Source organism: Fibrobacter sp. UWH4 (genome assembly GCF_900142475.1).
In the GTDB taxonomy this organism is placed as follows: Bacteria; Fibrobacterota; Fibrobacteria; order Fibrobacterales; family Fibrobacteraceae; genus Fibrobacter.
In genome coordinates this window covers 127,434-154,020 of record NZ_FRAY01000003.1, presented here as the reverse complement: position 1 = coordinate 154,020, position 26,587 = coordinate 127,434, and the positions used below count along the sequence as shown (strand labels likewise).

General features: G+C 52.5%; 21 protein-coding genes. 6 read left to right on the top strand and 15 right to left on the bottom strand.

Annotated elements, in window-relative coordinates; translation table 11 throughout:
* Window positions 1-8 precede the first annotated feature (8 nt).
* A complete protein-coding gene (locus BUA93_RS05980) occupies window positions 9-1,541 on the top strand; it encodes an NADH-quinone oxidoreductase subunit N (protein WP_072978259.1) in 1,533 nt (510 codons plus the stop codon).
* 261 nt (window positions 1,542-1,802) lie between these two features.
* Here BUA93_RS05980 and BUA93_RS05975 read toward each other — a convergent pair whose 3' ends face one another.
* Window positions 1,803-2,702 (bottom strand): hypothetical protein, encoded by a 900-nt coding sequence (locus BUA93_RS05975; RefSeq protein ID WP_139257823.1) that lies wholly within the window; start codon window positions 2,700-2,702, stop codon window positions 1,803-1,805.
* 3 nt (window positions 2,703-2,705) lie between these two features.
* The gene (locus BUA93_RS05970) at window positions 2,706-3,215 is read right to left on the bottom strand and encodes a hypothetical protein (protein ID WP_083597182.1); all 510 of its coding nucleotides are present in this window, start codon (window positions 3,213-3,215) and stop codon (window positions 2,706-2,708) included.
* Between the two features lie 559 nt (window positions 3,216-3,774).
* Between BUA93_RS05970 and BUA93_RS05965 the strand changes: the two genes are divergently transcribed.
* Window positions 3,775-6,912, top strand: a complete 3,138-nt coding sequence (locus BUA93_RS05965; RefSeq protein ID WP_072978257.1) for a GH116 family glycosyl hydrolase — start codon at window positions 3,775-3,777, stop codon at window positions 6,910-6,912.
* 297 nt (window positions 6,913-7,209) lie between these two features.
* On the opposite strand, the gene BUA93_RS05960 is transcribed toward BUA93_RS05965, so the two are convergent.
* The 4 genes from BUA93_RS05960 to BUA93_RS05945 all read right to left on the bottom strand — a co-directional run bounded on the left by BUA93_RS05960 (window position 7,210) and on the right by BUA93_RS05945 (window position 10,576).
* A complete protein-coding gene (locus BUA93_RS05960) occupies window positions 7,210-8,373 on the bottom strand; it encodes a hypothetical protein (RefSeq protein ID WP_139257821.1) in 1,164 nt (387 codons plus the stop codon).
* Window positions 8,374-8,390: 17 nt separating this feature from the next.
* The gene (locus tag BUA93_RS05955) at window positions 8,391-9,053 is read right to left on the bottom strand and encodes a hypothetical protein (protein WP_072978255.1); all 663 of its coding nucleotides are present in this window, start codon (window positions 9,051-9,053) and stop codon (window positions 8,391-8,393) included.
* Entirely contained in the window at window positions 9,046-9,879 is an 834-nt protein-coding gene (locus BUA93_RS05950; RefSeq protein ID WP_072978254.1) for a TIGR02147 family protein, read from the bottom strand. Before BUA93_RS05950 ends, BUA93_RS05955 begins: the two co-directional genes overlap by 8 nt.
* A 163-nt stretch (window positions 9,880-10,042) precedes the next feature.
* Window positions 10,043-10,576: a hypothetical protein gene (locus BUA93_RS05945; protein WP_072978253.1), complete on the bottom strand. Its 534-nt coding sequence runs from the start codon at window positions 10,574-10,576 to the stop codon at window positions 10,043-10,045.
* A 32-nt stretch (window positions 10,577-10,608) separates the two neighbouring features.
* On the opposite strand from BUA93_RS05945, the gene BUA93_RS05940 reads away from it, so the two are divergent.
* Window positions 10,609-10,965: a hypothetical protein gene (locus BUA93_RS05940; RefSeq protein WP_072978595.1), complete on the top strand. Its 357-nt coding sequence runs from the start codon at window positions 10,609-10,611 to the stop codon at window positions 10,963-10,965.
* Between the two features lie 3 nt (window positions 10,966-10,968).
* On the opposite strand, the gene BUA93_RS05935 is transcribed toward BUA93_RS05940, so the two are convergent.
* Both BUA93_RS05935 and BUA93_RS05930 read right to left on the bottom strand, forming a co-directional pair.
* Window positions 10,969-11,736 carry a redoxin domain-containing protein gene (locus BUA93_RS05935; protein WP_072978252.1) on the bottom strand — a complete coding sequence of 256 codons (768 nt, stop codon included), beginning with the start codon at window positions 11,734-11,736 and terminating at the stop codon, window positions 10,969-10,971.
* A gap of 11 nt (window positions 11,737-11,747) precedes the next feature.
* Entirely contained in the window at window positions 11,748-12,935 is a 1,188-nt protein-coding gene (locus BUA93_RS05930; RefSeq protein ID WP_072978251.1) for a beta/alpha barrel domain-containing protein, read from the bottom strand.
* Between the two features lie 135 nt (window positions 12,936-13,070).
* Between BUA93_RS05930 and BUA93_RS05925 the strand changes: the two genes are divergently transcribed.
* Complete coding sequence (locus BUA93_RS05925; RefSeq protein ID WP_072978250.1) at window positions 13,071-14,456, top strand: M20/M25/M40 family metallo-hydrolase; 1,386 nt, start codon at window positions 13,071-13,073, stop codon at window positions 14,454-14,456.
* Entirely contained in the window at window positions 14,456-15,157 is a 702-nt protein-coding gene (locus BUA93_RS05920) for an SIR2 family NAD-dependent protein deacylase (protein WP_072978249.1), read from the top strand. Before BUA93_RS05925 ends, BUA93_RS05920 begins: the two co-directional genes overlap by 1 nt.
* Before the next feature lie 107 nt (window positions 15,158-15,264).
* On the opposite strand, the gene BUA93_RS05915 is transcribed toward BUA93_RS05920, so the two are convergent.
* The 3 genes from BUA93_RS05915 to BUA93_RS05905 form a co-directional block, all read right to left on the bottom strand.
* Entirely contained in the window at window positions 15,265-16,299 is a 1,035-nt protein-coding gene (locus BUA93_RS05915; protein ID WP_072978248.1) for an ABC transporter ATP-binding protein, read from the bottom strand.
* Window positions 16,296-17,147 carry a patatin-like phospholipase family protein gene (locus tag BUA93_RS05910; RefSeq protein WP_072978247.1) on the bottom strand — a complete coding sequence of 284 codons (852 nt, stop codon included), beginning with the start codon at window positions 17,145-17,147 and terminating at the stop codon, window positions 16,296-16,298. The genes BUA93_RS05915 and BUA93_RS05910 overlap by 4 nt, the downstream gene beginning before the upstream one ends.
* A 143-nt stretch (window positions 17,148-17,290) precedes the next feature.
* Window positions 17,291-18,370, bottom strand: coding sequence for an ABC transporter permease (locus BUA93_RS05905; RefSeq protein ID WP_072978246.1), 1,080 nt, complete (start codon window positions 18,368-18,370; stop codon window positions 17,291-17,293).
* 202 nt (window positions 18,371-18,572) lie between these two features.
* Between BUA93_RS05905 and BUA93_RS05900 the strand changes: the two genes are divergently transcribed.
* Entirely contained in the window at window positions 18,573-20,774 is a 2,202-nt protein-coding gene (locus tag BUA93_RS05900; RefSeq protein WP_083597180.1) for a carbohydrate-binding domain-containing protein, read from the top strand.
* A 116-nt stretch (window positions 20,775-20,890) separates the two neighbouring features.
* Here the strand turns inward: BUA93_RS05900 and BUA93_RS05895 are convergent, their stop codons facing one another.
* The 4 genes from BUA93_RS05895 to BUA93_RS05880 form a co-directional block, all read right to left on the bottom strand.
* Complete coding sequence (locus BUA93_RS05895) at window positions 20,891-22,003, bottom strand: type IV pilus twitching motility protein PilT (RefSeq protein WP_072978244.1); 1,113 nt, start codon at window positions 22,001-22,003, stop codon at window positions 20,891-20,893.
* Complete coding sequence (locus tag BUA93_RS05890; protein ID WP_072978243.1) at window positions 22,003-24,570, bottom strand: hypothetical protein; 2,568 nt, start codon at window positions 24,568-24,570, stop codon at window positions 22,003-22,005. The genes BUA93_RS05895 and BUA93_RS05890 overlap by 1 nt, the downstream gene beginning before the upstream one ends.
* Window positions 24,571-24,579: 9 nt before the next feature.
* Window positions 24,580-24,825 carry a Trm112 family protein gene (locus tag BUA93_RS05885; protein WP_072978242.1) on the bottom strand — a complete coding sequence of 82 codons (246 nt, stop codon included), beginning with the start codon at window positions 24,823-24,825 and terminating at the stop codon, window positions 24,580-24,582.
* Window positions 24,826-24,907: 82 nt separating this feature from the next.
* Window positions 24,908-26,554: a glycosyltransferase family 2 protein gene (locus BUA93_RS05880; protein ID WP_072978241.1), complete on the bottom strand. Its 1,647-nt coding sequence runs from the start codon at window positions 26,552-26,554 to the stop codon at window positions 24,908-24,910.
* Window positions 26,555-26,587: the final 33 nt, after the last annotated feature.

Here is a 26,587-nt window from a genome sequence, read left to right as displayed (position 1 = left end):
TACCAACTATGTATATTCCCAATTTTATTATCCCCGACTTACTGCTTCTGCTTTTTCCGTTCATCGTGATCGGAAGCAGGCTCTTCTGCACCGACCGTTCCAAGGTGCCCTGGCGCATTGCGAACATCGGTTTCATTGCCATCTTTGTCCTGTTGAACTTCATTCCGCTTTCGGGCGGAGTGGGCCGGTTCTTCATCACGAACTGGCACATCGACGATTTCGGCGTGCTCATGCGCGAAGTGCTGATGGTTTCGGCCATTCTCGGCATTTGGCTTGCGAAGGATTACTTTGAACACGGCGGCGACGGCAAGCCCGCCATGCACCAAATTGCAGAATTTATCGGCACCGTGGCATTCGCCACCTTCGGCGGATTCACCGTCGTGTCGGCCTGCGATCTGCTCACGTTCTTCCTGGGCCTTGAAATCGCAACAATCCCGATGTACGCCCTTGCCGCATGGAACAAGCGCGACCAATACGGTTCAGAAGCAGCCACCAAATATATCCTGATGGGCTCCGTTGCGACAGCCTTCGAACTGTTCGGATTCAGCTACCTTTACGGTTTCTCAGGTTCCATCCACTTTGATTCCATCCAGCAGGCAGTTGCAAGCGGAAGTTCTCCATTGCTGTGGATTGCCGTGCTGTTCCTGTTTGCAGGAATCGGTTTCAAGCTGACCCTGTTCCCATTCTACACCTGGGCCCCCGACGTTTACGAAGGTGCACCTACGCCCGTGACCGCCATTCTTTCGGTAACCTCCAAGGCGACCGCAATCGCATTCCTCGTCGTTCTGGTCTATGGTCCGCTCTCCCCCATCAAGGAACAGATTGCCCCGTTCATCGCCCTTCTTGCCGGCACAACCTTGTTCGTCGGAAACCTCGGCGCCCTCAAGCAGAGCAGGCTGCGCCGTTTCATGGCCTACAGCTCCATTGCGCAGGCGGGCTATATTATGGTGGCGCTCCTCGGTGATGCCGTCATGGGAAAGACCGCCATTATCTACTACTTGTTCGTATACGCCGTTTCGAACTATCTCGCGTTCTTCATCTTCGGCATCATCGGTCACCACCGCGAAGAAACCTTCGATTCCCTGCGCGGACTTTCCAAGCAGAAGCCGACACTCGCGATTGCGCTTGCCGTCGCTATGTTCAGCCTCGCAGGTATTCCGCCGCTTGCTGGTTTCTTCGGAAAGTTCCACCTTTTCTTCAGTGGCGCATCGACCGGCCACTACGGAATCGTGGCATTCGCCGTGCTGAACAACGTGCTTGCGCTGTACTACTACTTGCAGCTCATTAAGAGCGCCTGGATCGATCCTACAGACCGCTCGACTCTATCGCAGCAAGAACTTACGACATCGTCTCGCTCTCGCCTACACCATCAGCTTACGCTTGATGGCTCCGGCTCACAGGACACCGCCGAAATGCACCTGAATCCGTTGCGTATGACCAAGCGTCAGCGCGGCGTCATCGTCCTCCTGACCGTGGCAGTGATCGTGCTTGGAGTGCTGCCGTTCCTGAGCGACAATATCTTCGCTGGTTTTACTTTTTAGACCGAATCGGCTATATTCAACAGAATCCTTACTCTGAAGCCGATTCTCTCGCAAAAGCATGCAAGGCGAATGCAGCAAAATTAAACTTGTTTAATTTTATTGCTGAGCCGAAGCTGCGGACGCCAAAGGCGTCAATCGCGACCCGTTAATACGGGTCGCTTTTTGCTCACGGTAAGACCGCTCGCGACCAATTTTCCTACGTCAAAACGCCCCGATTTTTCGGGGCGTTTGCATATTCACAGGGATTTCGCAGAATCCTTTTTATCCGTGAGTCAGCCTTATAAAGAAGCTAATGGAATTGCGCTCATGTTCTTCCTTGTCGTTTCCATCTTCAAAGACGGTGACATTGACATACGCAAAGCCCACGCCGAGCGACCAGATATCGCTCACCCACCAATCCTTGCCCAATTCAAAACGTGTATAGACACCGCCATTCGAAATAAGAGAAAAAGAATCGTCCAGATGAGAGTCAAAAGCCTCGAAGCCCCCGGAAGCACCGATATACAACCCATTCAAAACCGATTCCGGATCACGGAACGGATAAACGGAAAGGCCCAGGCCAAAGGATTCAAAAAAAGCTAAAGCGCCGTCCTTCTTCTTTTTGGTTCCATTGGGAATCGTATCAATTGATGCCAGGGTGCCCGAGCGGTCGTAACGATATGAAAGGTCCCTATTCAGTTTTTTATGAGAACCTTCCCCCTGGTAGATACCCGTCGAGAAGATGGAATACAATGCCACTAAATTTCCGATAGACTTTCCAAAGCGAAATTCGATAATCGGCGTGGCCCAACCGGAAAATTCCTCATGGAGTATCCTTTCACGTTCATACTTGCTTTGAGGAATAAAGTTTCCATCCGAGTCCGTATACCCCCCACTCGAACTGTTCTCCACATTTGATTCGTCTACGGATGTCGTCACATACGAGACACCCATGCCCATACTGAAAAAGAATCCGCGATGTTCATGGGGCGGGCGCACCTTTTTCGCACGAGTCTTTTTCGCCGGAGCGACAGGTTCTGCCGCAAGTGCCGGGTTCGGATTTTGCGGAGCGCTCATCATCGGCATTTCCGCCGCGGGACTTTCAACCGGTCCCATCTCGTCCTGAGCCCACGCAGCGACAGACACCGCCATCGCCACGAATAGACTTTTACCTATCTTCATAGTCTATCCTCGAGTGAGCCTGAACGAAAGTGAAATTACGTTATCTGTATCGTAGGACTTGACCGTGTTCCAGACCAAACCACTACGCGCATAACCGAGACCCACGCCGATAGACAGGTGATCGTTCACCCACCAGTCCTTGCCGAGTTCCACCTGAAAAGCCGCCCCCGCATTCGCCGATGCATTTTCAAGGCCGTCATTAATCATTGTCGCAAAGAGCATATAACCGATGGAACCTCCGACAAAGAGGCCATTCATTATGGACTGTTTGTCCTGAATCGGGTAAATGGTCGTGCCGAAACCAATATATGACCTGAAACTGTAAGCGTCCGAAGACTTATCCCTAACCCTTTTCTTTTCCAGTTCTTCCTCTATACAGATTTTATTTTCACCGCATTCCTTACGGTACTCTGAAAAACCTTCCTCTATCGTACCCGAGAAGAAACCCATGTTAAAAACAGTATGGAACGCCAGCAAATTGGCGAGTGCCACACCGAACTTGAATTCAATCATCGGGAACGTGCCGCCGCTATACTCGAAGGTATTGATTTCGCGATTAACAACATTCGTGCGTCCATTGTTGTATTCGTCTTTTCATTCTTGCTGTTTTCATACCAGTTGTAGGCAGCTCCGAAAGAAACGCTGTTATAGAAACCACGGTGTTCCATGGGCGCAGGCGAACTAAGCTTTGGAGCAGTTTGGGCACTAACGAGCGCAACCAAGGATAACAGCACGACGGAAAGAATTCTTTTGTTCATAATCCTAATCACTTGTTAAAAATTCAAGCCAAATATAAAAAAATACAGCAAAGGGGGAAGTCTCCCCCTGCCTTCAGCCCCGGCTCCAAATTGTCATTGCGAGCCAAAGGCGAAGCAATCTCCAGTCAACATTCCCGCCGGGTCTTCCGTCACCCCTTCGAACGGGGCCTCAGGCGCCGGCCCCGTAACGCCCCGCTTCGATTTACAAAAGCTCCATTTTGTAAACACTTTTCGCAAGGTTTCGCTATTCGTAAGCCCCCAGAATTTGTAACTTTATACTCGTAAAAATTTAACCCCAATTTATGGAAATAACTATGAGCATCAAAGAATACCTTGCCGGCGCAAAACAGGCCGGTTCCGTCCAGAAGCTGATGACCCCGGGCCTCGCCGTGGAATTTATCCAGCCCTGGTACACCCCGCTTTCTACGACCCCTTCTACCACGGGTATTGCTGTCGGCGGTATCGGCTCCACATTCACCGCAACGCCTGCAGGCACCACACCCGTGATGAACGTGATGCCGGGCGTGCAGGTCCGCACCGAAAAGCCCGCTGACCTCCGCTTCAACAACTTCTTCTTCCGCGAATCCGTAATCGACGCGAAGGCCGCCCTCGAAATCGTCGACTTCGCCGGATTTACGCAGATGCTCGCCAAATACCCGCTCGTGGACGCAAAGGGCGAAGCACTCTTCAGCGCCGCAGAACTTGCAAACCAGAAGAAGGCCGAGGCCAAGCTCAACAAGGCCATCGCCGAGAAGGACTTTTTCAAGAACAACCTGGCCGACTTTGAACGCTGGCACATCGAATGGAGCGACCGCACCGCGGCCCTCCTGAACAAGGTCGGTGCCGAACTCAACCGCAGCGCCGTCATCGATTTCTTCAACGGTGTCGTGGGCGAAAAGGCCGTGCGCCAGGGCGCCCTCACCGCCGCCTGGGCAAACGACACTGAATTCCTGGGCCAGGCCGGTTACGATGCCGCCAAGATGCAGTACGCCGCCCTCTACCCGGTGAGCGAAACCAAGTACGAAGGCAAAGGCGTACAAATTACCAAGACCCAGTCCAGCTACGTGACCCCGGGTGACGAACGCCTCTCCAGCCTCCCCGTGAACGCCACCGTGTTCACTCTCGAAAACACCACCAAGGAAACCCGCGAAGTCACGATTGTGCAGGTGCAGGACTGCATCGCCGGTTACATGGCCAAGAAGGACCGCCAGGGCGTTCAGGACTCCAGCTTCGTGCTCGTCCCGTCCGCACGTTTCCCGAAGGGCGTGAAGTTCAGCAAGCAGGCCAAGGACGGCCGCGAAGTCCGCGGTCTCGAATTCTACAACGAAAAGCCGCTCGCCGAAAGCGACTTCAACGGCTGCATGGGCGTGTCCGTCGCCTGGAACAAGAAGGATAACCTGAACGTTTCCGTGAAGCCGATGTTCTACCAGGATGACGCCGCCTCTGTTTTGAAGGGCGCTCTCCGCAGCGGTCGCGTTTGCGAAGCCTGGGTCAAGAACGTTTACAGCGGCCGCGAGACGATGGCCGGTGCCGTCGCCGTTACTGCGGTTCTCAAGCCGAAGCAGAAGGTTTCTTTCCAGTTCAACCTGGTGCTCGACTTCCCCGAAATCAAGCTGAACAAGCTTACTTCTGCCAAGAAGTACACAGCCTTCTTCCCCGAAGCTTATGGCCGCGTGGGCGCTATCCTCGAAGAAGCCCTCGCCGCCGACAAGAACTTTGACGCTCGCCTCAAGGCATTCGAAGCGCTCGTGCCGAAGAAGGCCGTCGCCAAGCTCTACAAGACTGCCGCCAAGCAGGACGAATTCAAGAGCCTCGCCCTCAACACGCTCAGCTTCCTCGCCGAAGCCACCGTGTGGGACAAGGACGACCGTTTCCTCGTCCGCGAATGCGCCGACTATCCGTTTTTCAACTCTCTGGACGTTTACTTCTACGGCAGCTTCAGCCTGATGGCTCTAATGCCGCGCCTCGACGGTGTGGTGATGAAGCGCTTCGGTGATGCGATTCTCGCCGTGAACGACAACCGTCGCCGCCACCACGAATATGTGAACCACCCGTTCGCCGACCTCCCGGACCCGAAACTGGAAGGCCCCCGCGCCGTCCGTGGCGCCGTGATTCACGACCTCGGAAGCCCCTTTGACGCTGAACCCGATGCCTACGACTGGCACAACGTGAAGGAATGGAAGGATTTGGCCCCGAAGTATGTGCTGATGGTGCTGCGCCACTACGTGAAGACGCAGGACAAGCAGAACTTGCAGGATTGCAAGGAAGCAGTCTATGCCGCCATGCAGTACCTCGAAAAGATGGTGAACGAAGGCGAAAACTTCCCGCTCACCCACGGTACCGACGACACGTTCGACAACCTCTCCAGCCACGGCATTTCCGTGTACTGCGGTAGCCTCTGGATTGCAGGCCTCCGCGCTGCGGCCAAGATTGCCGAAATCCTCGGCGACAAGGCTCAGGCCGACACCTGGAACGCCAAGGCCGACGCCGCCAATAAGGAATTCGATGAAGCATTGTGGGACGAAGCCGAAGGCTACTACCACTTCTTCGTGACTCCGATGGAAGCGAAGGACATTGTGGCTGACAAGCTCCCGCAGCTGGCCGACGCTATCAAGGAAACGCTCGTCATCGACAGCAACAACGTGAAGGCCGCCCTCAAGACCATCAACGAATGGCTGAACTCCGGCGAAATCCCGAGCGACGTGGAACTTTCGAAGAACGAACTCCGCGGCCTCAAGAAGGCATGGCTCACTGCCCAGTGCAAGGAAGCTTTCACCGCCAGCTGGAACGCAAAGATTGCCAACGACTGCGACGACGTATTCGCCGACACGATGCTCGCCGACACTTACCTCCGTCTGCTCGGCCTCAAGCCCATCAGCGACGAGAAGAAGGCCAAGGCCAACCTGTTGCGCATTTTCAACACGAACTACAAGGCCAACAGCCCGCTCATCGGCGCCGCAAACCTCGTTCGCAAGGACGGCAGCCCGCTCGATGAATTCAACTTCCAGGCTCACGACGTGTGGATCGGCATCCAGTACAGCATCATGTGCGCCATGATGCACCACGGATTGGAAAAGCAAGCTGCCGACATGGGCGATTCCATGATCCGCAACCTCTACGAAGAAGCACGCATCCCGTTCGCCGCACCGGAAGGATTCAACGGTTCCTGCCGCCTGCACCCGGAAGCGCTCGTGAAGGCCTTCGGCCTCAGCGCTACCGCCGCCGACAAGATGCACAAGGAACTCCTGAAGAAGGGCGCCCTGCTTGCAGACTCCCGCATCAGCCCGAAGCTCCCGCGCAACCTGCCCGCCTTTACCAAGGCATTCGGTAGCATCGCGAAGGCCAACAAGGTTGAAGCAAGCGCGCTGTTCATGCTGCTCCACAGCACGGCCCTCAAGTACACCGCCGGCAAGTACTTCCGCCCCGGCATGGTGTTCGCTCTGCTTTATTAATGAGACCGCTCGGCTCTATCGCAGATTAAAAATGTGATATCGCCTCGCTCTCGCAACCACGCCCGGTTAACACCGGGCGTTTGTTGCTCACGGACATGCTACAGCTTCAGAGGTGAGCACATCTCGCTCACATGGCCTTGGCCTTCGGCCAACGAATGTTCGCTCAACGACTCACCTCTTTCATTTTTCGCAATACTAATAAGCTCCGTTTTTCAGGATATAGCAAAACAGGCGCTCCACCCTTCGACAAGCTCAGGGACCTTGGGGCGCCTGTTTTTCGTGAGTAACAAGGAGTAATTACCCTTTCCAATTAGGGTCAACTTCGTACATAATCACATTGACCCAGTACAGAACATCCTTGAACTTGACATATCGGGCAGCCGCATTTTCCGGTTCAATCAGGAATTCGATTTTATCAAAGTTGCAAATGCACTTGGTTACACTGGTTTCATCGTAATAGTCAAGCATTAGCGTATCGCCAACCATCTTCTGAGAAACCTTCGCTTCTATTCCGCAATAGTCTATCACATTTTCCAAAGTCAGAACAGTTTTGCCGTTCAAATAAGTAATCTGCTTTGCTTCGGGGAGACCGGTAGCGGCAGACTTTGCAACGGGCTTAGCAGCAAGATCATCATTCATGCATTTACCTCTTTCAAACCCCTTCAATTCCAAATCCGTCGGGGTCGATTCGGGAACACTATCCTGCGCGGCAGGAATAGAATCCCGCGGTTCCTGTTCATCAGGTGGAAACGCCTTAATAATTTCCATTCTGTTGCCATAATCTCCATCGATAACGGCAACTAACAGCTTGGCATTGATAAATGCAGGGTCCGCCTTCACCTTAAAAATCAGTCGGGAATCGCAAATGCAATCCGGTTCTGCACTGACGGTATCAAGCGAATATTGTATCATATAAAGAGTATCACCAGATGCCGAGAGGTGAAGGTTTCCGACATTCGGTTTCCTTATGATACTTGTCGTTCCGCTGATAGACCTACAATTCATCGACACATTCTCGACAACGACCGTTGCCGAATCGTCTCCGTCCTCGTAACCCATATAGGCTATAGGAGGCAAAGCCGCATCCATCATAGGGTCCACCTTTTTATCGCGGCATGTTCCAAAGATATCATCAATCCGCTGTACGATTTTTTCTCCTTGCGAAGAAGACGAAAGTTCGATACAACAAGTCTCGCTCGACAGGGGAACATCAAAGCTCGAAGACGATGACACCGAAGACGGACTCTGTTCCTCGCTGGACGAAGAAACCGTCACCTTGCAGCATGTGGTATCAGGAGGAAGTTCGCTAGAAGACGACTCCTCCACCGTGGAACTGTTGCCGCCAGAAACAGGCTCAGGCGCCGTCGAAGATGAATCATCACCGCAGGCGAGCAGTACGAACGAGAGCGCTAGCGTGATCGACGCAGCTGCAAAACCTGTAAAAACTTTTTGTTTTCTCATGTTCATCCTCCTTAGATTTATTCCGGCCTTTCCGAAATGATGTTGTAAACAAGATAACGATCGTCGTTCATCACCAAATGAGTTGCCTGAGCGAAGCGGTCATCCTTCTCTATTTTGAACGAAACTCGTGTTTTGCAAATGCAGTTAGTAACCGGAAAATCTGAAGCTTGACGGAGATTCACGAATAAAGTATCATCTTCGGCAGACACCGTAATACTCTCCAGGACAATGCCACACGGCAAAAGAACTGTTTCTACCAAATAGGTCACAAAGCCGTCTTCACCATCGATTTGATATACCACAGGAAGTTTTCCGCCTGGACCATCTACAGCCTCGTTTTGGTTAGCATCTTCGTTCTTATCCATATCATCACGACATTCCGCAACGATTTCCTTAGCCAACTGTTCCGGAATCCTCTCCGCAGAAGAAGACTCGGGGATCGGATCCGGCAAAATGTCTTTATCCTCAATCGAACTGCTGCTGACTTCCTTTAAATCTACAAACGACGAACTCATTTCTATCGGGAGTTCATCTGGTACACTAGACGAACTGCTGCCCTCCGCAATCGTATTGGGATCGATTGTTCCACCCGCCAAAGAACCGCTCGCGGGATCGTCGGTGCAGGCCGCCATAAAGGCAAACGAAAGCGTCGTAACGACAAAAGCAAACTTCTTAAGCATGATGCACCTCTTTGATTTTTTCGGTGACAGGGAAAAACTGGAAATTGATTCTACAAACCTGATCTTGGTCGTTGTATTCGTTCGCAATCGCAAGTACCTTTCTGCAGCAGGCGTCCAGTTCTTTGGCAATCCGTTCGCTCGCCACTTGATTTACGCTGAGCGTGACGCCTGTAAAATGGCGCTCGTTTGCGGAATAGCGATCTACGGCACGCGCCGCCATGTTCGCCATCTCTTTGTGCATGGCCCGTATTGCTATGGGCAAAGCCTCTTTCGAACCAATGACCGTCTGTTCCGTCTGCGAATAGACCTTTTCGCCATCCTTTTTCAGGAAACCTGCCTTCACCAAGAAATTCAACACGTCGCGCACTTCCTCGGCAGACACATGTTCCTTGCACGCATCGGCCAAATCGCGGGGAGAGGCCCCCGGCATCATCGGGGCGAGTTCACGAAGCACTGGGTACTTCCAGGATTCATAATACTGGAACGCATCGCTATCAACCACACGCACCTTGTGTTCCAACGCAATCCTCTGCATTTCGAGAAGGGCCGCCTTCTTGGCATCATCCTTTTCGGCATTGCAGAACGTAACCATTTCGCGGAAGTAATCCGCGTCATCGCCCGCAAGGCCCATCGCCTTCGCGACATCACCCACCTTGACTTTGCTGAGCTTGCTCTGGCCCATGCACACAAGCTTCAGGAAATTCGGCGAAGTAAATCCGGCACTTTTGCAGAACTCGCGCCACGAAAACGCACCCAGACGCTTGCGTTCGTCGTAGTAATCCTGCATAAAGAGGTGATAGTCCTTGTATTCAAACACCGATTTCATACTAAGGAATATATCTAATTTGAGTCACCTAGTCAACACGCAAATTATACATAATTTAGAATTTTAATGCAAAATCACAAATTTTGTACTTTATTTAAAAACATTTTTCATTAAATTATACAAACCGTATAATACAAGATTTTTAGTATTCCCCAAAGACAAATCAGTCGTTCATTTCGACATGAAGGTGCTCCATCTCGCCCTTTTCCCAAAGCACCCTGAAGCGTTCGCCCAATCGATCCTGAATCATCTCGACAATTTCGCGACGCTTCGTCACAGGAACGTCGTTGATGCGGAAATCCATCGCCGCGTTCTTGTAATGCTTCGAATTCGGCTTATGGTACGGATAGTCGTTACCACTCGTAATCACGGGAACATAGTCATCGCCCATTACCTTATGGAAGCAATGGACAACCTCGATACCCGCCGTATCCATGGCTGGAAGCAGGCTTTCCAGATAAACGCCTTCTTTCTGGCGGGTTCGCTTGAGGAGCAACCGATGGACCTCACGCTGGTTAAAGGGCTTAAGGTTCAAATGGCGCATATATTCTTCAGCAGACCAGGTTTCCACAAACTGCTGCGGCTCGTACTTCGGAATCGGGCGGCTATTCGCCTGAATTAACTTGTAAACACCGAAAAGAGCGGACAGGGCAAGAATCGGGGCCAACAAATACAAATGTTTAACAAAAAATTGCATTTTCTCGCATTCAAAAATACTATTTTATGGACATGAAGAAAGCAATTCTTATTTCCGCAACACTTATTTCCTCGATGTTCCTTTTCGGCTGCGGCAACAATAGTGCCAACTATACCGGTTGTTGGAAAGGCGAAGCCAATATGATTTTTGAAGTCCTGACCGACAACAACCAGGACTACACCATCCGCAACGTGAACGGCGACCTGAGCGCCACCATCCAAGACGGCAAGCTTTGTGGAAAGAACTCGCTCGACATGCCTTACTGCATGAGCGTCAAGGGCGACTCCGCCTACTACGAATTCGGTGGTATCACCACCGGTTACGCACGCATCAGCAAGGAAGAATACGAAGATATCTTCGCCTCGCAGAAAAAAGCGGCCGTACAGTAGCTTCTACTCGATTACGTCCTTCAGGATTTGCTCTATCATGTACTCGCTGGGGGCACCGCTCCAGACGCGTTTGATGTAGCCATCCTTATCCAACAGCATCAGTGTCGGAACAGCGTGGATGCCATAGCGCATCCACATTTCTTTTTTAGCATCGCGATAGAGCGGATACGGAGATGCGTGCTGGTGTGCGTAGAAATCGTTCAGGACATCCACGGACTCGTCGGCGATTCCAATAACCTCGAGCCCCTTGGAACTGTACTTATTGTAAATGTTCGCAAGCACCGGGAGCGTCTTGCGGCAAAGGCCGCACCAGGTCGCCCAGAAATCGAGCAATGTCGCTTTCGGCTTTTCCTTGCGTTTTTCACCATTCTTGTAAAAGTTTTCGCCGAACTTGGCGATCTTGCTGCCGATGGCGGATCCCGTCAAGTTGCTGATATCGTCGGGGCGTTCGGTCAGGGCAACCGTCAGAGTTTTCTTCTTGCCCTCGCGCGAAATTTCAATCTTGATTTTCTGCCCCGCCTTGTGCCCTGCGACAGCCGACTGGATTTGCGACATATCCGAGAGCGGGCTCCCCTGCACCCCGACAATCAAATCACCAGCCACCATACCCGCCGCAAAGCAGCCGGACTCCGGGTGAACACCGATTACGTTGAGAGCAAGATGGTTCTCGAAGGAAGTCTTCTTGAAAGTGACTCCGAGCCAGGGAACCGCATAGGAAAACCCTGTTGCAAGAAGCAAAGCGAAAAGAGTATTACGAAATAACGGTTTCATTTTATGAGAAATCAAACGGACTTGGTCTGCTTCGGATTGTGGTCATCGTAATCCGTGAGCGTCGAGTACCCCGATTCCAGCAGGGCAGCTTCGAGTTCCTTGCGCATCGCATGTGCGGCCATCCAGCGGAAGGCAACCACCGAGTAACATTCTACAGCATCGACCCCAAGCTTGATGAGATCGAAAATCTTGAACCCATGGTCAATGCCACCACAGGCAATCACGCTGATTTCCGGATAATGCGTGCGGATGTAGGTCACGTTCCACATCATGTTCTCGTAAAGAGGACGGCCAGACATTCCTCCACAGTCTCCGTCGGCGCGGAGCGGAGTCAGGTCCTCGTACTTCGCCTCTACAGGAAGTTCGCTAATTTTCTTGGTCGGGTAAGTATTGCCCACCACTACCCCGTTTACGCCCGTACGCACGAGCATATCCATGATGTTCACCAAGTGGCGTTCAGAAAGGTCGGGGCTGATCTTGGCATACACGGCCTTACGGATAGCCTGAGCATTCCTGTACTTCATGATTTCGCCGAAGATTCGTTCGGTAAGCGATAAATCCAAATCGACTCGGGCCTCGCCGGTATTGGGGCAGCTCACGTTGATTTCGATGTAGTCGCCGGCCTTGTAGGCAATCGCAAAACTTTCAAGCAGGTCCTTCAGCTTATCTTCGTCATTGGTAAGCCCCGGAGTTTCTGCTACGGACACCCCCACGCAAAGCCCGACCTTGTGCGCCTTGGTCAGCTGTTCATCGGTACGGCGAGCGATGACTTCGACACCCTCGTTATTGAGCCCCATGCTGTTGTGGATGGCACGGTCGTTTTCCAGGAAACCGATACGAGGACGGTGCGTATTGCCTTCACGGAACTTGCGGGTGGCCGTGCCTACGGTAATACCGCCGAAGCCCATGTTCGCATAGTCACAAATTCTTTTCGCCGTCTTGTTCGCACCAGCCGCCAAAATGATAGGGCAACCGAGATACAGGGAATTGCTGTGATCGGGGAACGTGATGACGCGCTTGAGAGTCTTGCTCAGGTCAGGGCGGCCACCCATAAACGGAATAAAGGGAGCCAATCGCGCGGCATGCTTCAACGAATCGTGACGAAATTCCGGATTGTTATGGAAAATACGGCGAATGAGCGCCAGGACACGGTCACCAAAGTTCAGGTAATACTCGTGATTCACGCAGTTGAAAGACATGGGTAATCCTTTTTGCCAAAACTTACTCTTCAAAAAATAGAAAATATCTATCACCAGTGACCAATTTTTACAAGGTTTACTATTTTATTGAGTAGAAATGGATATGTCCGCTTTTATCATCTGTTGAGTTGAATTATGGAACAGAGTACTATTGATTCAGTCGTCGCCGCCATCCACCAGAAGATGCCTGTCTATATCAAGACCCTGAGTGACTTGGTCAGCATTCCCTCGATCAGTTTTGACAATTTTGACCAGAAATTCGTACTGGACTCCGCCGAAAAAGTCAAGGAACTTTTCTTGCAGGCAGGGCTCAGCAACGTGCAATTCCTGTTGCCCCCCAGCGGGCGCCCTTCCGTGTACGGAGAAAGCCTCACTAGCCCCGACAAGCCGACTGTTCTACTGTATGCGCACCATGATGTACAGCCGCCCATGCGCGAAGCTCTCTGGAATACCAAGCCGTTTGAAGCCAACCTGCAAGGGGACCGCCTTTACGGCCGCGGCACCGCCGACGACAAGGCGGGAATCGTCACGCACCTCGCCGCACTCGAACAAGTGCGAGCCCTGAAGAAAAATGACGGACCGAACCTCAAGTTTTTGATCGAAGGCGAAGAGGAATCCGGCAGCGCAGGCTTCGCCGAAATCCTTAAAAAGCACGCCGAACTTTTAAAGTGCGACGCCGTCATCGTGGCAGACCTAGGCAACTTCGCCAAGGGAACGCCCTCGATTACCACGACCCTTCGTGGTATGAGCGCCGTAAGCGTGGAACTCAAGGCCACCAAGGCTCCGCTCCATTCCGGAAGTTGGTCTGGTCCGATTCCCGACCCGGGCCAGGTGCTTTGCCATATGATTGCAAGCCTGAGTGACGGTAAGGGAAACATCCTCATTCCGAATTTCGAGGACACGCTCATTCCTCCGACCGAAGCGGAACTCGAAAGTTACAAGAGCCTCGGCATGACCGAGAAAATTTTCCGCAATGACGGTGGCGTTTTGGAAAGCGTCCAGCTGAAGGTTCCCGAAGACGAAATCCTCTTGTCGCTATGGCGCAGGCCATCGATCGTGGTAACCGCGATGGAAGTCGGCAACCGCACTAACGCAGGAAACGTTCTACAGGACTCCGCCTACGCCCGCATCGGCATTCGACTCGCCCCCGGCATGGAAGCCGATATTGCGACTCAACAGCTGGTAGAATTCCTGCAGGCGCAAGTGCCCTACGGCCTTGAATGCAGCATCGTCACCGAAGACGGAGCCAACCCCTTCGTTACCGACACGACGCACCCGTTCTTCCAGAAGATGAGCAAATCAATGGCTCGCGCCTACAATGCCGAGACCAAGTTCATCGGCTGTGGCGCAAGCATCCCCGGTGCGGAACTTTTCCGCAACACCTTCGGCGAAATTCCTATCCTCTTGACCGGTCTCGAGGACCCCGAATGCAATGCCCACGGCGAAAACGAAAGCCTTTACCTGCCCGACTTTGAACACGGCATCGTGGCAGAAACCCTGTTCTTTGGAGAAATTTGCTAATGAGAACGAATAAGTTTCCTAGACTCGTTGTTCTGACCGGTGCCGGCATCAGTGCCGAATCAGGCCTTCGCACCTTCCGTGGCAACGACGGCATGTGGGAACATGAGAACATCGACGACGTGTGCACGCCCGAAGGCTACTACCGCGACAAGAAACGCGTGAAGGATTTCTATAACTTCTTGCGTAAGGGGCTCAAAGAACACGAACCGAATGCAGCGCATTTCGCTCTCGCCGAACTTGAAAAACGCCTTGGCGATGATTTTTTGCTCGTCACACAGAACGTGGACAACCTGCATGAACGCGCCGGATCCAAGCGCGTCCTGCACATGCACGGAGATCTGATGCGCCTGACCTGCGAACACAATCCGAAGCATGAATTCATGTTCGACGGTGAAGAAACGCTCGAAACCCGTTGCCCGTTCTGCGGTGCGATGACCCGTCCGGACATCGTGTTCTTCGGCGAACAGCCACTGTACATGGAAGAAATCCAGGACGCCCTGCAGCACTGCAAGGAATTCGTCTACATCGGCACGAGCAGCGTCGTCTACCCCGCCGCCGGCTTCAAGAGTTTCGCCAAGAGCTTTGGCGCCAAGGTCACCTGCCTGAATCTTGAAGTTCCGACCAGCGACCCCTACACCGACATTTTCGTACAAGGTAAAGCGACAGAAATCGTTCCCAAGTGGTGCAAGGATTTTAAGTAATAGCAGGCTACAAGAGGAGACGCCGGGTCAAGCCCGGCATGACATGTGAAACGTGCGGTAATCACGTCATTGCGAGCCCCGTGGGGCGAAGCAATCCACCAAGAAACTTATATTTCCATAAAACAGCTAGCTTCGTGATTCGCAGAATCCGGAGCTTTTTGTTTGGGCGGAACTTGCGCAGACTTGCATTTCTCGCGCATTTCAGCAGAAGCGTTCGCGCATTTTTCGCAGCGGTCGGCAAAGCGGCAACCCTTTGCAAAGTCTCGTGGATGCGGCACGGAGCCAGGAATAGACTTCATGGAACGCATGTCACTGTGATTTTCAGGAATAGCGGCCAAAAGCCCCTGTGTATACGGATGCATCGGGTTATCAATCACGTCGCGGACACAGCCGGTTTCTACGATGCGGCCCGCATACATCACCGCCACACGATCCGCATACTGCGACACGATTCCCATATTATGCGTAATCAGGAGAACCGCCGTTCCGGTGCGGCTCGCCATATCCTTGAGAACAGCGAGCACCTGCGCCTGCACTGTCACATCCAGGGCAGTCGTCGGCTCATCAGCAATAATCAGCTTGGGCTTGGACAGCAGCGCCATTACAATGCATACGCGCTGGAGCATTCCACCCGAAAGTTCGTGCGGATAAGAATTCAAGACTCGTTCGACATCCTTGAATCCCGCAAGAGCCAGTTGTTCGCGGATGACGGACAGAAATTCTCCCTTCGGACGCCTGCAAAACTTGAACACTTCCATCAGCTGTTTCCGGATGGTCACCACCGGATTCAGAGCCTGCATCGGTTCCTGGAAGATACATGAAATTTCCGAACCGCGAACTTTCTGCAAATCTGCAAGCGGTAACTTTGCAAGGTCAACGGGAGCGGCATTTTCATCTGCATTGTAAAGGACAGAGCCTTCCACAATTTTTGCACTCGGCTGCGGTAACAGACGCAAGATGCTCATTGCCGTCACGCTCTTTCCGCAACCGGACTCGCCCACCAACGCGAAGAATTCTCCCGCCGCAATTTCGAAACAGACCTTGTCGGTCACCTGCAGCGGAGTCTTTCCATCGCGGGGCTTACCGTTCTTGTCGAAACCGAAAGCAACCGAGAGATCCTTTACTTGCAAGACAGAATTCATCGTCCCAGGAACTCCCTGATTTCATCCAATCGCGATTCCGCAATCCGTCGGCCGATATCGTAGACTCGCTGCAGTTCGTTCACATTTCTTTCGATGCGGCTGATGTTGAGAGATTCCTCGGGGCAAATCACCAGTACATTCCCCGCCTTTTCCTGTTCGAATACATAGCGGGTCTCTTCATTGTACATTTCGTGGCGGTGTGCCGTCGCCTCAATAAACTTCGGGTACTTGCGATAGACCAGTCGAATCAATGGCATCAGGCTATTCGGCTTTTTCACATAATGACGCGGTTGGGTCAAGATGACCACATTACGGTCGTACCCCTGCGACTGCATGAATGCAAGCGGAATCGAATCGGCAATGCCGCCGTCCATATACTTGCCCCCGTCAATTTCTACGATTCTTGCGGCAAGCGGCATCGAGGCAGAAGCCTGCATCCAGGCGAGTTCCTTGTCGTTACCGTCGATAAACTTCGGGAAAAGGGCCTTGCCGGTTTCCATATCCGTGACGCCCATATAGAATTCCATCGGGTTCGCCTTGAGTGTTTCAAAGTCGAACGGATCCAGTTCCTGCGGAATCGTCTTGTAGCAAAATTCGGCATTGTAGATATCGCCGGTCATGATCCACGAACGGAAGCTACAAAAACGCCTGTCCCTCGCAAAGCGCCGATTGTAGCGCAAGGCGCGTCCCGGCTGTCTGGACTTGAGATTGCATCCGAAGCAGGCCCCGGCTGAAATACCGACGGCACCGTCAAAGTCGATTCCCTTTTCCATAAAAGTATCGAGGATACCGCAGGTATACAACCCACGCATACCGCCACCTTCAAGAACAAGACCATTTTTAGACATACCTATCTCCCGACTTCGGATCTTCACACGACTCCGCAATCGATCTTTGTCGACTTAAAAAGTTACATTCGATTGCTCCGCGCTCCCACGACTCGTCAATACGAGTCGTTCTCGCTTGGCATGGACCCTTCAGTCGACACAGGTTAGACATACCTGTCCCCCGACTTCGGGTCCATTGCATCCCGCACGCCCTCGCCCACGAACGTGGTCAAAAGCAGCGTCACAAAGAGCGCAGCGACCGTGCTCACCGAAATCCATGGTGCATACAAATTGTTGAGCCCCTGGCTCATGAGTTCGCCCCAGCTGGGCGTGGGCGGCTGCAGGCCGAAACCCAAGAAATCCAACGAGGTAAGGCTTCCGATACCGCCGATTAGCGTGAACGGGAAAAGCGTCACCACGGGGGTCATCGCATTCGGCAAAATTTCCTTGAAAAATATGTGGCGGTGTCCCATGCCCAAAACTTTCGCGGACTGCACGTAGGTCATGCCACGGAGCTTCAGGAACTCCGCGCGCATATAGTAACTGAGCGAAATCCAGTTGAATGCCGCCATAATCAGAATCAAGAGCCAGAAACTGCGCCCGTAGACGCTCCCAATCAAAATCACCACATAGAGCATCGGAAGCGAGGACCAAATCTCGATAAAACGCTGCATACCCGTGTCCCAGAACTTACCGAGGTACCCCTGGATTCCGCCGATGACAATCCCGAGAAAAGTCCCGAGCACCGTCAAGAGCAGGCTGAAGCTAATACAGATACGAAAGCCATGAATCAGGCGGGAAAGAACATCGCGACCGTTGCTATCTGTCCCGAGCCAGTGCCTTGCACTCGGAGCAAAAGGCGGGGCACCGTCTTCGCTCAAGTCCGCCTTCAACGGGTCATGCGCAATCGGAGGCATCAGCGCCCAAAAAACAGGACAGCCTCCAGCACGCGTAAAGCCCTCGGCGGCATCTTCTTCGCACTCCCGGACCGTTGCAAAAAGTTTTGCATAATCCTGTTCCGTCTGGTATTCCCCACCAAAATCTTTTTCGCTGTAACGCACGAATGCCGGGAAATACGTCTTGCCCTCGTAACGCAACACGAGCGGTTCATCATTGACAGTCCATGGACTCGTGAGCGAAAGTAGATACGCCAATACAAGTACCACTAACGACCAGAACGCCCGCTTGTTCTTGCGGAAACGCTTCAGGCGATTCAAAGTCTCTTGGGTCAAACGGATTTTCATTTAGGCTAATAATAGAAAAAAATGAAGACAAATAAGAACATGTTCCTTTTTGGAGCCTTTTGTTCCGAACGGGAAGATTCGTCCCAATTTTTATTCCGAGTTTTTTCAGGAAGGGCATTTTTCATAGTGAAAAGCCGTAGTCAGCAAAGTATCTTTAAAAAAAGAAACCAGCGGCTATACCGCGCAAAAAAAGGACGACAAAATGCTATCAAGGAATTGTTTGGGAATTTCTTCGCACCTCTCGCTAGGGCTCCTGGCCCTCCTCGCGGGATGCTCCAGCGACTCTTCTACCACCTCCGCCACTAACGACCTCAAATCGAGTATCGAAGGGGCAATCGATGGTGCAACCGATAATACCAACATCTGTCTCTATGACGGCTACTCCGCCATGCAGGGTGCCACGGGCGAAATCCTTTGCATGGACGCGGCAGGCAATCTTGCCTTCTGGATAAACTCTGACGGAAGCTACGGCTTTCCGGAAGCCGCCCAGGAATCCGTCACCGTTCCCGCCACGGATTCAAGCGCCAACGAACCTGACGTAGAGACGCCCGCCTCCTCCGACAGTGTTTCTACAGGCAATGTCGAATCGAGCTCCTCCGAAACAAGCGACAATGAAACTCCAGCAAGCTGCACCGACAGCAAGGCCCTCTATACCATCAACGGAGTTTCGTACTACCAGAGCGCCCAAGGCTACATCTACTACTTCGACGAATCCTGCAACCGGATCAAGGTGGAAACAGCAACTTCCAGCAGCTCCGCAACGCAGCCCGTTGAAAGCAGCCACGATATGCAACCGACCGTAAGCAGTTCCTCTGTCACTCCGGATGTCAACAGTTCCTCCGCAACAACCGTGACAAGCAGCGCCTCCACTTCTAACGGCAACACGCCCACCATCAAGTACGCAAGCGCAACCGCAACCCTTGAAAACGACAACGGATGCGTCGGTATCGATGGCGGAACAGTCACCATCACCTGCGCTGGCGATTACTACTTCAACGGCAACGGTAACGGACAAATCCAGGTGAACGCCGCAAGCACCGACAAGGTGGAACTCTACTTGAACAACTTAACGCTTTCCAACTCAAGCGATGCACCGCTCTACGTCCGCAACGCAGACAAGGTCATCATCAACCTCGAAAGCGGCACCACGAACACATTTACCGACGGTTCTAGCAGAACGACATCCTACGCCAAGGCCGACGGCAGCCTCGATACCACGGGAGCGGCAATCTACGCCAAGGATGACCTCACCATCAAGGGTAGCGGTACACTCAAGGTAACAGGAAACTACAATAACGGCATCCATTCCAGCAACGACCTGCGTGTCCGCGGCAATCCGACCATCAACGTGACCGCCAAGAACAACGGCCTCAAGGGCAAGGGACTTGTGGACATTGAAGGCGGCAACATCACTATCTCGGCGACAAGCGGCGATGGCATCAAGAGTGACGAATGCACCGTGAACAGCTCCGACACCACCATCACCGAAGGCAAGGGAATCGTTGACATCAAGGGTGGCAACATCACCATCACCAAGGCCGGCGACGACGGAATCCAGGCTTACAACTACATCTTTGTCCGCGACTCCATTTCTGCACCGACCATCAACATTACCTCTACCGGCAAGGGAATCGTCTCGGATAACAGGGTCTACATCAACGCTGGTAAGATCGATATTTCTTCTGGCGATGACGGCGTCCACTCCAATATGAACGTCTACTTCAACGGAGGCTACACGACTATCGCCGCACCCAAGAACGACGGTGTACACGCCGACTCCACGCTCATGATCAACGACGGAACCATCTACGTGACCAATTCCTACGAAGGCCTCGTAGCCTGGTACATCAAGGCAAACGGAGGTGTCACCGATGTCTACGGAACCAATGACGCCTGGAATGCAGCCGGTGGCAACGACGGCTCGGGCAACACCAATCAAAGCGGCCAGTCCAGCTGGGGATTCGGCCCCGGAGGCGGCATGGGTGGCATGGGTAGCAGCAGCGGATTCTTGACCATTACGGGCGGCGTTCACCACGCAAAGACCAGTTCCGGTGACACCGACGGTATCGACAGTAACGGAGAACTCACGATTTCCGGCGGCGTCGTCATCGTAGAATGCCAGATCAGCGGCGGAATGGGCGGTTCCTTCGATTCCGACGGCACTGCAAGCCTTACGAGCAAGACCGTTCTCGGTTTCAGCAGCGGATCTTCGGAAAAGGGCTCCAATTACAGCATTTCCTTCAGCACCAGCGGCTACTATGGAACTTCCAATGTTGCCTTCAAGCCCACCATTTCCGGCAGGTACATGGTGACCACCACGGGTCAGCCCTCACAGATTAGCAACGTCTCCAGCTACAGCAATAGCGTCACGTTCCCGTCGGGCAGTACGGTCTACTACAACTAAAAATCCTACTCCAACCCAACCACATAAAAGTCCCCCGCGGATGCGGGGGACTTTTATCACTTATATTCAAGATGCTTCGATGCAAGGCCCTTCGGGACTTGCGTCTTTCGCCTAGGCTACATCCAGCTGCGTTCAGAAGTACCCGAAATACCGCGAATCTTAAGATCGAAGTCATCGGGGTTCGTTGCAGCGTTCATCGCCGTTTCCAACGAAATCTTTTCTTCTTCGTAGAGTTTCAGGAGCGCCTGGTCGAAGGTCTGGCTGCGGTACTGCATGTGACCTTCAGCAATAGCCTGTTCGATCAAGTCGTTCTTGTCCTTGTCTTCGATGTATTCCTTGATAGCAGCCGTATTCACCAAAATTTCGGCAGCAGGCACTCGCCCGTTACCATCCTTGGTCGGCAACAAGCGGAGCGAAATAATGCCCGCCAGCACTTCGGAAAGCAGCAAGCGGATTTCGTCGTGCTGGTGCGGCGGGTACATCGAAAGCACTCGGTGAATCGTTTCGGTCGCGTTCGTGGTATGGATCGTCGCAAACACCATGTGACCCGTATCAGCAGCGGTCAAGGCAATCTGCATCGTTTCCAGGTCACGAATTTCGCCCACCAGAAGCACATCCGGGTCCTGACGGAGCGCCGCACGAAGGGCGTTCGCATACGAAAGCGTATCCACGCCAATTTCACGCTGCGAAATAATGGCCTTGTCATCGCGGTAAAGGTATTCAATCGGGTCTTCGACCGTAATGATATTCACCGCTTCGTTCTGATTGATGTAATCGAGCATGGCGGCCAATGTCGTCGACTTACCCGAACCAGTAGTACCTGTAACTAGCACAAGTCCGCGCTTGGTCAGAGACATGTCGCGAATCACTTCGGGCAAATGCAGGTCTTCGAAAGCAGGAATCTTCGCCTTGATATGACGAATCACGACTGCAATCGTTCCACGCTGGCGGAACACGTTCACACGGAAACGACCCATGTCGCGGGCTCCCACGGCAAAGTCACATTCCTTGTTCGCTTCAAAGCGCTGTTTCTGGTCGCGGTTCATGATATCATCCAAGAAGGAATCCATCATCAAGGAGTCAACTCGGATATCAAACGGACGCTGCAGCGCACCGTTGATACGATAGACTGGAGGAACCCCTACGCGCAAATGCAAGTCAGACGCATTGCGGTTCACCATTTCACGAAGCAGCTTTTCAATACGAAGTTGCGGTTGCTGATCAGCCATTAGGCATTGCCTCCGAACTTGTCGTTATAGAGTTTTTCAATTTCGTCCTTGCGCTTTGCAATTTCTTCGTTGTCGGGTTCCTTCTGGGCGAGATCCTTGTAAATTTCAAGAGCCTTGCCGTACTTGCCCTGATCAAAATAGATTTCGGCCAAGGTCGGTGTATTCAGGCTTTCGTCCAAGTCGTAGGCACCACGATCCAACGGAGCGTCAGGATTGTTGATCAGTCCCGCAGAAATTTCGTCGTCAGAATCACCAGACATCAGAAAATCGACACCCTTGTTAGAAGGCTTGTCTTCTTCGGTCAAGGAATCGTCATCCATATCAAACAGTCCCTTGAAAGCACCGGAAACCTCCGATTCAAGGGAATCCAAGTCCTTAGGAGCATCCGCCGGAGCAGCAGCAAAAGTGTCTTCGGCAGGGGCAGCCTCGATGGTCGGCATCGTCAGGGATTCATCCAAAGTTTCGGCGTCCTCCGCAACTTCATCCTTTCCGAACAAACTATCAAACGAATCGTCCAGGTCCTTGGAAATCGATTCTTCAGACAGATTGCCGAAAGATTCTTCGATAGCGGCACCAGTCGCTTCCTGGTCATTAGACACAGATTCAGGAACAGCTTCCGTCTTTGCAGCCGGCAGGTCCAAGTCATCGTCTTCGTTACCGAACATCGATGCAAAGGCGCCACCCATTTCCTTGGCAAGGTCCGTATTTTCAGACTTGACTTCGGGCATTTCAAGTTCAGTCTCGGCCTGGTCCACTTGTTCCGCGAGACTTACCGATTCATCTTCCGTCGCCGGAGCTTCGGCGATAGTTTCAGGTTCGGATGCCTGCGGTTTTTCTTCGGGCAGGTCATCGTCGCTACCGAACAGAGAATCAAAAGCGTTGTCGACACTGAAGTCAACGTCGGATGCGGGAGCCGGAGCAGCCTCTTCGGCAACGCTCGGCAGTTCCTCTTCGACAGGGGCGGGTTCGTCAAGAGCAGGAGCGGCCTCTTCGGCAACCGGTGCTGTTTCTTCAGCCGTAAAGTTCAGGGTTTCATCTGCTACCGGTTCTTCAGGAAGAGACAATTCCTCTTCGACAGGAGCGGGTTCATCAAAAATAGAAGCGTTTCCTTCGATAGCAGGAAGTTCCTCGGCGGGAGCTTCTTCTATGGCGGGAGATTCTTTCACCGGAGCTCCATCCGGAGTCCAGTCGCCCGTCAGGTTCATATCGGCATCGGCAGACTTCTCGAACAGGCCACCTTCTTCAGACGGCAGTTCAAGGTCATCGGAAAGATCCGCGGCAACATCGGCAGAAGACTCGGCAGTCTGCGGCTTTTCTTCGGGCAATTCATCTTCGCCGAAGATCGAATCGAAGGCGTTGTCGATCGTGGTCGGTTCATCGGCCTTGGGTTCATCTGCCGTACCAGCCGTCAAATTCATATCGGCGTCAGCGGACTTCTCAAAAATGCCTCCGTCCTCGGACGGCAGTTCAAGGTCATCGGCAATGGGTTCTGCGGCGGATTCAGCGGCAATATCGGCGATCGGTTCAGAAGCCTGCGGTTTTTCTTCAGGGAGTTCATCTTCACCGAAGATATCACCGAACGCATCGTCGATGCTCTGCGGCTTGTCTTCCGCGGGAGCCGGTTCATCGGCAGGAGCGTCAATCGAAGCCTGCTGCGGCTTTTCTTCGGGAAGTTCGTCTTCGCCAAAAATGTCGCCGAACGCATCGTCGATGCTCTGCGGCTTGTCTTCCGCGGGAGCTTCGGGAGCTGCGGCACCAAAGACACTCGCCGCATTCGCTTCGGCATTGTCATCAATGCTTGCAGGAATATCAGAAGAAGCCTCGGCGGCAGGAGCGGAAGCTTCTTCCGGTTCAAGGTCATCTTCAAGACCGAACATATCGGACAGGGCCGAACCAACATCGCTACTGGAAATGTTCTCGTCTTCGCTCAATTCTTCAAGCGGCTTATCGGCAGCAGATTCGTTATTGATGGCATCCATCGCCGAATCCAGCGAAGCGGACAGGTCTTCCATCGCCGAATCATCGGCATCGTCATTGCCCGGAAGCATGGAGGCGAGGGCTGCAAACGGATCGTCACCAGCAGGTTCAACCACATCGGTTGCAGAAGCATCGGCTTCCTCCGCCTGCGGTTCGTTCAGCGTGAATTCATCGGCAGGAGCGGCAGCGGCGGCGCCCACCACGACATCGTATTCTTCTTTCCAGAAGGTGTTCAGCGGGTCCATATCGTGCAAGCGACGATAACAGACGTTGCGTTCCCCAATGTTTTCCAATTTATCGTAGGCATCGCCCATAATCTGCTGGGCAGCCAAGTTAAAAGGATCAGCAACAAGGACCTTCTCGCATTCCTGGATACAGGCATCGTAGCTTTCCTTCTGGAACAGGATCTTGGAACGGACAAGCATTGCCGACACATCGTTCGGATAGAGCGTCAAGCCGCCATCGACCCTCTGCAGAGCCTGGTCCAAGTTGCCCGCCTCTCGTTCAAGGTCAGCAAGCCATGCGAACGCCCTAGAGTTCACATTCTTCTTGCCAATCGTCTTTTTAAGGGAATCCAACGTCACCGCCATAATCACCTCTTAGAGCAAAATTGCTTCGTCCGCCAAAAGGACAGGTATTCCTTCGCGAACCGGATACACCCTGGAACCGTCTTCGGTGGCCAACGCCTCGGTCAGGGGTTCAGAAACTTTTTCACCGGCAACGTTCTTGGCAGAACCGGCAGAAATAGCATTATTCACCTTGGCAATGATTTCGTCAGATGCCAACTTGAGCTTTCCCCTGGTTTCGGGGCAGCAAAGAATATCCAAAAGATTTGTATCGAACATAAAACCTTAATAATCAAATACTTACACAAAAAATAACTCATTTTTGTGCAACGTGTAAAGTTTTTGTTGGAAATTGCCGTTTTTAGTGCAAATATTTCAGGTTTACAAGGGCAAAATTGCCCTCGGCCGCATTACCGATCAACAGAAACACGCGTAAACCGAGGCTATCGAGCCATTTGATGTCAAACGGTTCGCGGTATCCCGAGAAATTGGAGACCACCAGGAGCTCGCGACAGCCGGTCCGGTTGCAAATGGACTCCATCTCGGAAACATTCCCCAGCAGGTGCTGACGGTTTTCTTCGGAAATCTTTTCGGGTTCCGAACTCACGCAACCAAGAATTTCGATGCCGGGAATCACGTTGTAACGATCGAACCAGTTGTTTAGAGAATCTTCGCGGCCACCAAGCAAGATGGAGCGATGGCGTTTTTTCGCGAAGATGCGGTAGAAATAGTTTATCCAAAATGCGACACGACGCCAGGCAAGGAGAACGAGCGGAATAAAGAGGCTGGAACAAACGACATAGACGCACCAGCCAATATTGGGATAAATTGTAGACCTGTCTCCTGGGTCATAAGAAAATTGTGCAAAGTAACGGAACGCCTCATACCCCCCAACAGCAAGAAGGTTCAGCGGCACAAGGTACCGCAAGAACTTTTCTCCCTTGAGGCTGGATTCTGTGTATTCCCCACGGAAAACAAGAAAGACCATATTAATAATGGCGACCAAGCCGACAAGCCACCAGTCTTCAAACTTAGTTATAACCTCTATGGATTTCTTAATGGAAGAAAAAATGTATTCTTCGTTTCCCAAACCGGGCAAAAATACAATCGTCCACAGCGCCACCACGCCCAAGTCCAGGAACATCTTCCAGAACTTCGGAATCAGGCGGGAGAACATGCCCACGAAGGCCGCAAACATGATGCCGAACGACACGAGAAAATTCGGGACAAAGTAAAGATCCTTGTGCTTACGCACAAAGATAAGCATCGCCTTGTAGAAGTCCAGGTAGGAATCCCAACGGCGGGTACGGCAGCTCTGGCCCTTGAAATGCAGAATATTCGTCGAAGGCGTGTAGTAGTTCTTGCATCCGGCAACCTTCGCCCTGAAACACAGGTCCAAGTCCTCGCCGTACATGAAAAAGTCTTCGTCGAAACCGCCCAGCTTTTCGTACAGGTCGCGACGCATGCAGAAGAACGAGCCACTGATGGCATCCACCTCGGTTACTTCATCCGGGTCGGCATACGTCATGTTGTAACTTGCAAGGGTCTTGTTCTTCGGGAAGAGAGCGGCAAGGCCAATCGTCTTAGAAACCGCGGAAACAATCGTCGGGAACGAACGGCGACAGGCCCACTGGAGCGAGCCATCCTCATTCAGAATGCGGCAGCCCACCGTTCCCGATTCGGGGTGCTCTTCCATGAAGTCGAGTACCTTGGTAAAGGAATCGTGGGAAACGACCGTATCGGGATTGATAAAGAACAGGTAGGGCTTGGTTGCACGCTTTTCGGCGAGGTTGCAGCCCTTTCCAAAGCCGAGGTTTTCCTTGGAATCAATCCATTCCACTTCGGGGAAGAACTGTCTGATTTCGGGCAGAATCGGCTCGACCGAGCCATTATCAAGCACAATAACCTGCGCATCGATACCCTCGCATGCATCGCGAACGGACTTCAGGCATGCGGGAATGAAATCGCAAGAATTATAAGCAACAATGATAATGGAACAGGAATACATAATAATTCAGAATTCGGAGTTCAGATTTCAGAG

Excerpts from the sequence above, each read along its gene's own strand:
- BUA93_RS05955 (WP_072978255.1), bottom strand. The coding sequence starts at position 9,053 with ATGCTTAAGAAGTTTGCTTTTGTCGTTACGACGCTTTCGTTTGCCTTT.
- BUA93_RS05970 (WP_083597182.1), bottom strand. The coding sequence starts at position 3,215 with ATGATTGAATTCAAGTTCGGTGTGGCACTCGCCAATTTGCTGGCGTTC.
- BUA93_RS05940 (WP_072978595.1), top strand. The coding sequence starts at position 10,609 with ATGAAGAAAGCAATTCTTATTTCCGCAACACTTATTTCCTCGATGTTC.
- BUA93_RS05905 (WP_072978246.1), bottom strand. The coding sequence starts at position 18,370 with ATGAAAATCCGTTTGACCCAAGAGACTTTGAATCGCCTGAAGCGTTTC.
- BUA93_RS05915 (WP_072978248.1), bottom strand. The coding sequence starts at position 16,299 with ATGAATTCTGTCTTGCAAGTAAAGGATCTCTCGGTTGCTTTCGGTTTC.
- BUA93_RS05920 (WP_072978249.1), top strand. The coding sequence starts at position 14,456 with ATGAGAACGAATAAGTTTCCTAGACTCGTTGTTCTGACCGGTGCCGGC.
- BUA93_RS05935 (WP_072978252.1), bottom strand. The coding sequence starts at position 11,736 with ATGAAACCGTTATTTCGTAATACTCTTTTCGCTTTGCTTCTTGCAACA.
- BUA93_RS05890 (WP_072978243.1), bottom strand. The coding sequence starts at position 24,570 with ATGGCGGTGACGTTGGATTCCCTTAAAAAGACGATTGGCAAGAAGAAT.
- BUA93_RS05975 (WP_139257823.1), bottom strand. The coding sequence starts at position 2,702 with ATGAAGATAGGTAAAAGTCTATTCGTGGCGATGGCGGTGTCTGTCGCT.
- BUA93_RS05880 (WP_072978241.1), bottom strand. The coding sequence starts at position 26,554 with ATGTATTCCTGTTCCATTATCATTGTTGCTTATAATTCTTGCGATTTC.
- BUA93_RS05945 (WP_072978253.1), bottom strand. The coding sequence starts at position 10,576 with ATGCAATTTTTTGTTAAACATTTGTATTTGTTGGCCCCGATTCTTGCC.
- BUA93_RS05895 (WP_072978244.1), bottom strand. The coding sequence starts at position 22,003 with ATGGCTGATCAGCAACCGCAACTTCGTATTGAAAAGCTGCTTCGTGAA.
- BUA93_RS05960 (WP_139257821.1), bottom strand. The coding sequence starts at position 8,373 with ATGAGAAAACAAAAAGTTTTTACAGGTTTTGCAGCTGCGTCGATCACG.
- BUA93_RS05885 (WP_072978242.1), bottom strand. The coding sequence starts at position 24,825 with ATGTTCGATACAAATCTTTTGGATATTCTTTGCTGCCCCGAAACCAGG.
- BUA93_RS05950 (WP_072978254.1), bottom strand. The coding sequence starts at position 9,879 with ATGAAATCGGTGTTTGAATACAAGGACTATCACCTCTTTATGCAGGAT.
- BUA93_RS05965 (WP_072978257.1), top strand. The coding sequence starts at position 3,775 with ATGAGCATCAAAGAATACCTTGCCGGCGCAAAACAGGCCGGTTCCGTC.
- BUA93_RS05925 (WP_072978250.1), top strand. The coding sequence starts at position 13,071 with ATGGAACAGAGTACTATTGATTCAGTCGTCGCCGCCATCCACCAGAAG.
- BUA93_RS05980 (WP_072978259.1), top strand. The coding sequence starts at position 9 with ATGTATATTCCCAATTTTATTATCCCCGACTTACTGCTTCTGCTTTTT.
- BUA93_RS05900 (WP_083597180.1), top strand. The coding sequence starts at position 18,573 with ATGCTATCAAGGAATTGTTTGGGAATTTCTTCGCACCTCTCGCTAGGG.
- BUA93_RS05930 (WP_072978251.1), bottom strand. The coding sequence starts at position 12,935 with ATGTCTTTCAACTGCGTGAATCACGAGTATTACCTGAACTTTGGTGAC.
- BUA93_RS05910 (WP_072978247.1), bottom strand. The coding sequence starts at position 17,147 with ATGTCTAAAAATGGTCTTGTTCTTGAAGGTGGCGGTATGCGTGGGTTG.